Origin of the sequence: Tepidibacter sp. Z1-5 (assembly GCF_037844525.1) — a bacterium.
Lineage (GTDB): Bacteria > Bacillota > Clostridia > Peptostreptococcales > Peptostreptococcaceae > Tepidibacter_A.
In genome coordinates this window covers 22,559-30,086 of the sequence record NZ_JBBMMD010000079.1, presented here as the reverse complement: position 1 = coordinate 30,086, position 7,528 = coordinate 22,559, and the positions used below count along the sequence as shown (strand labels likewise).

Below are 7,528 nucleotides of genomic sequence, written 5' to 3'. Positions count from 1 at the left end.
TAATTTTCAAAGTTCATTTGTTTTGTTCATGTGTTTCGTGTTTGCCTCGTTGTTGAGGACAAGTAATAATATATCACCTTTGAATATATTCGTCAACACTTTTTTCAATTTTTTTTATAAACTGTATTAAGTATAGTTTTTCCGTCAATATTATTCACAATTTTAAAATTATATAATTCCTATAGAATAAAATACAATACAGTTCATTATATATAATAAAAGGGGGTTATAAAATATGATTAAATTCATAATGTATAATTTCATAGGTATATTCATATTTTTTATACCAATAAGATTAAACGGCAAAATAACAATACCAATAGATCATATTATTATATATATAAATAATCATTACTTTAGTTATATATGTATCTATACTTTAGCACTCATTGTATTAGGAGTTTTTTATCCTTTTATAACAAAGTCCTGGAATAAAAATAGATTCAGTAAAATAATTTCTTTTTTTAATTTTTTAAGTATACTTATCGGTATAATATTTATTAGTAATTCAGATAAATTTTATTTTATACCTAAAGATATATTGTCCATTATATTTAACAAGATAGCTATTCCTATTAGTATAGCTATTCCTATTGGATCTATTTTTTTGACTTTTTTAATAGATTACGGCATCTTAGAATTTATAGGAATTTTAATGCAACCTATAATGAAACCACTTTTTAAAGTCCCAGGTAAATCTGCTATAAATACTTTAGCATCTTTTTTAAGTAATTGCTCTATAGGCGTTTTAATTACTGATACTTTATTTAAAGATAGTAAGTATAGTATTCAAGAAGCTAGTATTATAGTTACAGGATTTTCTACTGTATCTATAAGTTCAATGGTTATTATAGCTAAAACTTTAGATCTCATGAGTATGTGGAATCCTTATTTTGTAATTACATTAATAGTAACTTGTTCAGTGACCTCAATTACCGCTAGGATACCTCCTCTTAGCAGAAAAAGTTATTCTTATATTTCATCTAATTTCATTATAGAAGCTAAAATCTACAGGAACTTTATTCAAAACGCATGGACTGAAGCTATTAAATCTATACATAAATCTATTAGTGTATATAAAAGTTTATATAAGAACTTTAAAAACGGTTTAATCGTAACTATGACAGTTCTCCCTTCAATAGTATCAATAGGTACTACCGGTTTGATGCTGAGTAAGTATACTTGTTTTATAGATTTATTAGCATATATATTTTATCCCGTATTAAAAATACTACAGCTTCCAGAGCCAATGTTAACTGCTAAATCTGTATCTATTGGTATAATAGACTTATTTTTGCCATCATTTTTAGTAACAGATTCGCCATTTTTAACACGATTTATAATAGGTGTAGTATCAGTCAGCTCTGTATTGTCCTTTTGCTCATGTATACCTTGTATTCTATCTAGCAAAATACCATTATCTGTTTGGGAGTTATTTTTAATATGGATAGAAAGAGTAGTATTTTCTTTTATAATAGTTACTCCTTTAGTTACTTTGATTATTTAATTTTTTGCATGTCAAAAACTTAATTATATTTTTATGTTTAAAGGTTGCAAAAAAGCGTAAAAATATATATTATAGATAGTTGAAAAGATAATTTAAAATTTGTTTTTTGTTAAAGTTATATGCTATATTAATTAATATAAGTAACTCGAATTTTAAAATTATTTATAAACTATAAAATTTTTAGGAGTGTGTCTATGTGTAAGAAATTTGAAATTGGCAATATTATTGAAGGTACAGTAACAGACGTTAAACCTTTCGGTGCTTTTGTGGCTATAGATGAAAAAACTAAAGGATTAGTTCATATTTCACAAATTAGTCATAACTTTATAAACGATATAAATGAGCATATTTCAGCTGGGGATAAAGTTAAAGTTAAAATTATAAGCATTGATGAAGAATCTAAAAAAATATCTCTTTCAATTAAACAAGCAAAACCTTTTACTCCAAAGCCTTTTACTCCAAAACCTAAAGATAGACCATCTTATAATTCTAACTCTGGTTCTAGTTCTAGTTCAAATTCTAACTCTGGTTCTAGTTATAATTCTAGATCTAGCTATAACTCTGGTTCTAACTATAGAAATAAGGATGCATCTAAAGGTAAATTCCAAGCGAAACCGAAAGAAAATTCTCTTGAAGATAAATTAAAAGATTGGTTGAAACAATCAGACGATCGTCAAGCTACTCTAAATAAACGTAGCAAAAGAAGATAATTCTTAAAAAAATAAAAAGTGCCGACATATGTCGGCACTTTTTATTTTTTAAATGCTATTTTCATAGCTTCATAACTTGATTTTATTGTGTAGTCTATATCTTCATTTGTATGAGCATTAGATAAGAACATAGCTTCAAATTGCGTTGGAGCTAATAAAATTCCTCTTTCTATTAATTCTTTAAAGTATATATTGAATTTTTCTACATCACACTTCATTACATCTTCATAATTATCTATAGGTCCTTTTGCGAAGAAAAGACATACTAAAGATCCTGCTCTATTTACAGTACCTTCTATGTTAAGCTTTTTTAAGTTCTCTTTAAGCCCATTCTCGAGTTTTATAGCTTTTTGTTCAAGTTCTTTATATATATTTTTGTTATTTTTTAATATACTTATATTTTTATATCCCATATACATCGCAAGTGGATTTCCAGATAGTGTTCCAGCTTGATATACAGGTCCTACAGGAGATACCATATCCATTATTTCTTTCTTACCGCCATAAGCTCCAACAGGAAGTCCTGCTCCTATAATTTTTCCAAGACATGTCATATCTGCTTTTATTCCATAATGCTCTCCTGCTCCACCGAAAGATAATCTAAATCCTGTTATTACTTCATCAAATATCAAAACAGATTTGTATTCATTAGTTATATCTCTAAGTCCTTGTAAAAATTCTTTCTTACCTGGAACAACTCCCATATTACCTGCAACTGGCTCTACTATTACAGCTGCTATGTCTTGTCCATGTTCTTTAAATATCTCTTTTACTGAATCTAAATCATTGTATCTACATACAAGTGTATCCTTTACTACATCTGCTGGAACTCCAGGACTTGTAGGTACTCCGTATGTTATTGTTCCAGATCCTGATTTAACAAGTAATGCATCAGAATGACCATGATAGCATCCTTCGAATTTCAATATTTTGTTTCTTTTAGTATAAGCTCTTGCTACTCTTAAGGCACTCATAGTAGCTTCTGTTCCTGAGTTTACCATTCTAACCATCTCTATTGATTCATATGCCTGACATATTAATTTTGCCATTTTTACTTCTATTTCTGTAGGAACTCCGTAGCTTGTTCCCCTTCTTATTATATCTTCAATACCGCTTAAAACTTCTTCATTGCTGTGACCTAACATTAATGGTCCCCAAGAGCATATATAATCTATGTATTCATTTCCATCAACATCATATAATCTAGACCCCTTAGCATGGTCTACAAATATAGGATTAAGTCCAACTGATTTAAATGCTCTAACAGGACTGTTAACTCCACCAGGTATGTATTTTACAGCTTCACTATATATGCTTTCAGATTTAGTAGTATTCATAATAGTCATCCCCTTCTATTTTTTCAGCATTCTAGCTATATCTTTTGCAAAGTAAGTTATTATTATATCCGCTCCAGCTCTTTTGATAGATAAAACACTTTCCATTATAGCTTTTTCATCTAACAATCCATTCTTAACAGCAAGTTTTAACATAGAATATTCTCCACTTACATTGTATGCTGCTATAGGCATGTTGAAATTGTCCTTTATTCTTCTTATTACATCTAAGTACGAAAGTGCAGGTTTTACCATAACTATATCTGCTCCTTCTTCTATATCAAGTTCTACCTCACGAACTGCTTCATCTGTATTTGCAGGGTCCATTTGATAAGATCTTCTATCTCCAAAAGATGGCGCTGAATGAGCTGCATCTCTAAAAGGTCCATAGAATGAAGATGCGTATTTAGCACTGTATGCCATTATAGGTGTATTTTCATACCCTGCTTCATCTAAAGTTTTTCTCATATGAGCTATTCTTCCATCCATCATATCAGATGGAGCTACCATGTCAGCTCCTGCATTCACATGGCTTAAAGCTATTCTTGATAGATACTCTAGTGTCTTATCATTATCTACATATCCATTAGGACGTAGTATTCCACAATGGCCATGACTTGTATACTGACACATACAAACATCAGTAATGACATATATATCATTAGTAAGTCTTTTTATCTCTCTTGTAGCCTTTTGAACTATCCCATCTTCTGCATAAGCTTCTTTTCCATACTCATCTTTTTCATTTGGAACTCCAAATAACATTACATACTTTATTCCAAACTCTTTTAACTCTTTAACCTCTTCTTCTAATTTATCTACAGATAGATGATAAACATCAGGAAGTGATGCTATCTCTTTCTTTATATTCTCTCCCTCAACAATAAATAACGGATATATTAAATTATCCATCTCAATTTTAGTTTCTCTAACTAAATCCCTTACAAGTTCACTGCTTCTAAGTCTTCTAGGTCTTTTAATCACAGCTATTCCCCCTTAATATCTTGTATAATTGTATTTAAAATTCCATCTATAGTATAATCATCCGCTTCTTTGTGAACCTCTAAATTAAAATCGCTCACAGTATTTGAAGTTATAGGTCCTATAGATATTAATTTTGCTTTTTTAAGCTTGTCTATATTCTCTTTTCCCACTATTTTAACCAAATTCTTGACTGTAGATGAACTAGTAAATGTTATATAATCCAATTTATTAGAATCTAACATTTCAAGAATTTTATCTTTATTTCCATCACCTAAAACAGTATTGTATATCTTAACCTCTTTAACATAACATATTTCATTTAATTTATCTACTAAATAGTCTCTAGCCTCGCTAGCTCTTGGAATCAATATTTTATCATCCTTAACTAGTAAACCCTTTAACTCATCATATATAGATTCAGCTACGAACTTAGGAGGTACTATATCAGCTATTATCCCTTTTTCCTTAAGGTCTTTAGCAGTAGCTGGTCCTATTGCTACTATCTTTATATTTCCTAGCTTTCTAACATCAAAATCTAGCTTATTTAATCTATTAAAGAATATCTTAACAGCATTTTGGCTTGTAAATATTATATAACTGTATTCCTGAATATTCTTTATTTGTTGATCCAACTCTTCATTAGGAGTTATCTCTTCTATTTTTATAGTTGGAAACTGTATAGGGTTACCACCTAAATCCATTATCCTCTCTAATAATTTACTATTTTGAGCTCTAGCCCTTGTCACAAGTATATTCTTTCCAAACAAACCTTTTTCCTCAAAGAAGTTTAATTTATCTCTAAGGTTTACAACATCACCTACAACAATTAAACTAGGTGGCTTTATATTTTCTTTAATAGCTATATCATATATAGTTTCAAGATTTCCAGTTACCACTCTTTGATTGTATCTAGTTCCCCAGTTTATAAGAGCAACAGGTGTATCCTTACGCTTACCTTCATTGATCAAATTAGTGCATATATTATTCAGGTTCTTAACTCCCATTAAAAATACCAAAGTTCCATTTAACTTAGATAATGACTTCCAATCAAGTTCCTGTTCTTCATCCTTTAAATGCCCAGTTATAACATGAAACGAAGAAGCATAATCTCTGTGAGTTATAGGTATTCCCGCATAACAAAGTCCACCTATAGCAGAAGTTATACCAGGAACTACTTCAAACTTAACTCCTCTTTCAAGAAGATACTCACCTTCTTCTCCTCCTCTACCAAAAACATACGGATCTCCACCTTTAAGTCTTGTTACAACCTTACCTTCTTTGGCTTTTTTGCATATAACTTCATTTATTTCATCTTGAGTCAATGTATGATCACTAGACGCCTTTCCAACATATATAAATTCACAACCGTCTTTAGCTTCATTAAGTAAATTCTCATTAGCCAATCTATCATATACTATTACATCTGCCTTTTTAATACACTCTAATCCCTTTAATGTGATTAACTTATAATCTCCAGGCCCTGCCCCTACTAAGTATACTATTCCGTACATGGCTTCATCTCCTCTAGTATAATATCAGCAAGCTTGTATCCTAACTCTTTAGCTTCATTGACACTACCTTCTACAAATGTTCTTACAATCCTACTTCCATCTTCTGTTCCAAATAAACCTTCAAGCTTTATTCTATCTTCATCCACAGTACAGAATGCTCCTACAGGTATATGACATCCTCCATCAACTCCATGTAAAAAAGCTCTTTCTGCTTCAACTTGAATACAAGTCTTATCGTCTTTTATAGATGATACTATATTTTCTATACTCTCATCATTTTCTCTTATTTGTATAGCTAAAGCTCCTTGAGCTGGTGCTGGAAGCATTATATCAGTCGGTATATAAAAGCTTATCTCATCTTCTATATTCAATCTATGAAGACCAGCAGCTGCAAGCACTACACCATCAAGATTTTCTTCTTTGATTTTTCTTATTCTAGTTCCAACATTACCTCTTATAGAAACTATTTCTAAGTCTTCTCTATACTTAAGTAATTGATATTTTCTTCTTTTACTTCCTGTCCCAATTTTAGCTCTTCTTGGAAGATCGTATATACTCTTATATCCTTCCTTCAGAACTAACACATCTCTATAATCCTCACGTTTAGGAACTGCCGCAAATTTAAGTCCATCTGTAATATTAGATGGCATATCCTTCATACTGTGAACAGCTATATCAATTTCTTTGTTTAAAAGCTGTTCTTCTATCTCTTTAACGAATAATCCCTTATCGCCTATTTTATCAAGTGCTATATTCTGAATTTTATCGCCTTTAGTCTTTATTATCTTAATCTCAAATTCTGCATTAGGATTTGAATTTCTAAGGTTTTTTATGACCCATTTAGTTTGACTTAGGGCAAGATCACTTCCTCTAGTTCCAACTATTATTTTCATAATCAAGTCTCCTCTTTTTAAGTTCTTCTAGATTTAAGTCTACTAACTCATTTAATATTCTTTTCTTTTTATCCTTATCCGTACATTTTTCTAAAATTAAATTTCTTATATCTCCTAATATACTTACATATTCTTCATACTCAACACCATAATTAATCTCAAGTTCTTTTCTTATCTTAGAAGCTAAAGATGGACTATTTCCCATAGTAGATACACTAATAATTAAATCTCCTCTTTTGATACTTGAAGGTACTATAAAATCAGATAAATTTATATCGTCAGCTATATTGCACATAATGTTATTTTTTTTACAGTAACTAGCTATATCCTCATTTACCTTTTTACTAGATGTAGCTGCTATAACTAAAAATGACTTTTTTAAATAATCATTTTTATACTCATCATATATCAATTTAACATCTATACTATCAAAGTTTTCTATAAATGAAGGACTTACAACCTTGACATCGCAATTAAACTCCAAAAACTTCTTTGCCTTTCTAAATGCGACCTTTCCACCACCTACTATAGTTACCTTCTTATTATTTAGATTTATCATCATAGGATAAAACAAACTATCACCTCTAAT

The 7,528-nt window shown here is 30.0% G+C and carries 7 protein-coding genes; 2 read left to right on the top strand and 5 right to left on the bottom strand.

Features of this window, described 5'->3' with window-relative positions; all coding sequences use genetic code 11:
• Positions 1 to 235 precede the first annotated feature (235 nt).
• Both WJW32_RS13850 and WJW32_RS13845 read left to right on the top strand, forming a co-directional pair.
• Positions 236 to 1,507 carry a YjiH family protein gene (locus WJW32_RS13850; protein WP_340259345.1) on the top strand — a complete coding sequence of 424 codons (1,272 nt, stop codon included), beginning with the start codon at positions 236 to 238 and terminating at the stop codon, positions 1,505 to 1,507.
• Positions 1,508 to 1,701: 194 nt separating this feature from the next.
• Positions 1,702 to 2,217, top strand: a complete 516-nt coding sequence (locus WJW32_RS13845) for a S1 RNA-binding domain-containing protein (RefSeq protein WP_340259342.1) — start codon at positions 1,702 to 1,704, stop codon at positions 2,215 to 2,217.
• A 41-nt stretch (positions 2,218 to 2,258) separates the two neighbouring features.
• On the opposite strand, the gene hemL is transcribed toward WJW32_RS13845, so the two are convergent.
• The 5 genes from hemL to WJW32_RS13820 are packed head-to-tail and all read right to left on the bottom strand — an operon-like array spanning position 2,259 to position 7,513.
• Positions 2,259 to 3,554 carry a glutamate-1-semialdehyde 2,1-aminomutase gene (gene hemL, locus WJW32_RS13840; protein WP_340259340.1) on the bottom strand — a complete coding sequence of 432 codons (1,296 nt, stop codon included), beginning with the start codon at positions 3,552 to 3,554 and terminating at the stop codon, positions 2,259 to 2,261.
• Positions 3,555 to 3,569: 15 nt separating this feature from the next.
• Positions 3,570 to 4,535 (bottom strand): porphobilinogen synthase, encoded by a 966-nt coding sequence (hemB, locus tag WJW32_RS13835; protein WP_340259338.1) that lies wholly within the window; start codon positions 4,533 to 4,535, stop codon positions 3,570 to 3,572.
• 2 nt (positions 4,536 to 4,537) lie between these two features.
• Positions 4,538 to 6,046: a uroporphyrinogen-III C-methyltransferase gene (gene cobA, locus WJW32_RS13830; RefSeq protein WP_340259335.1), complete on the bottom strand. Its 1,509-nt coding sequence runs from the start codon at positions 6,044 to 6,046 to the stop codon at positions 4,538 to 4,540.
• Positions 6,034 to 6,939 carry a hydroxymethylbilane synthase gene (gene hemC, locus WJW32_RS13825; RefSeq protein ID WP_340259333.1) on the bottom strand — a complete coding sequence of 302 codons (906 nt, stop codon included), beginning with the start codon at positions 6,937 to 6,939 and terminating at the stop codon, positions 6,034 to 6,036. The genes cobA and hemC overlap by 13 nt, the downstream gene beginning before the upstream one ends.
• Positions 6,917 to 7,513: a precorrin-2 dehydrogenase/sirohydrochlorin ferrochelatase family protein gene (locus tag WJW32_RS13820; protein WP_340259331.1), complete on the bottom strand. Its 597-nt coding sequence runs from the start codon at positions 7,511 to 7,513 to the stop codon at positions 6,917 to 6,919. The genes hemC and WJW32_RS13820 overlap by 23 nt, the downstream gene beginning before the upstream one ends.
• Between the last annotated feature and the right edge of the window lie 15 nt (positions 7,514 to 7,528).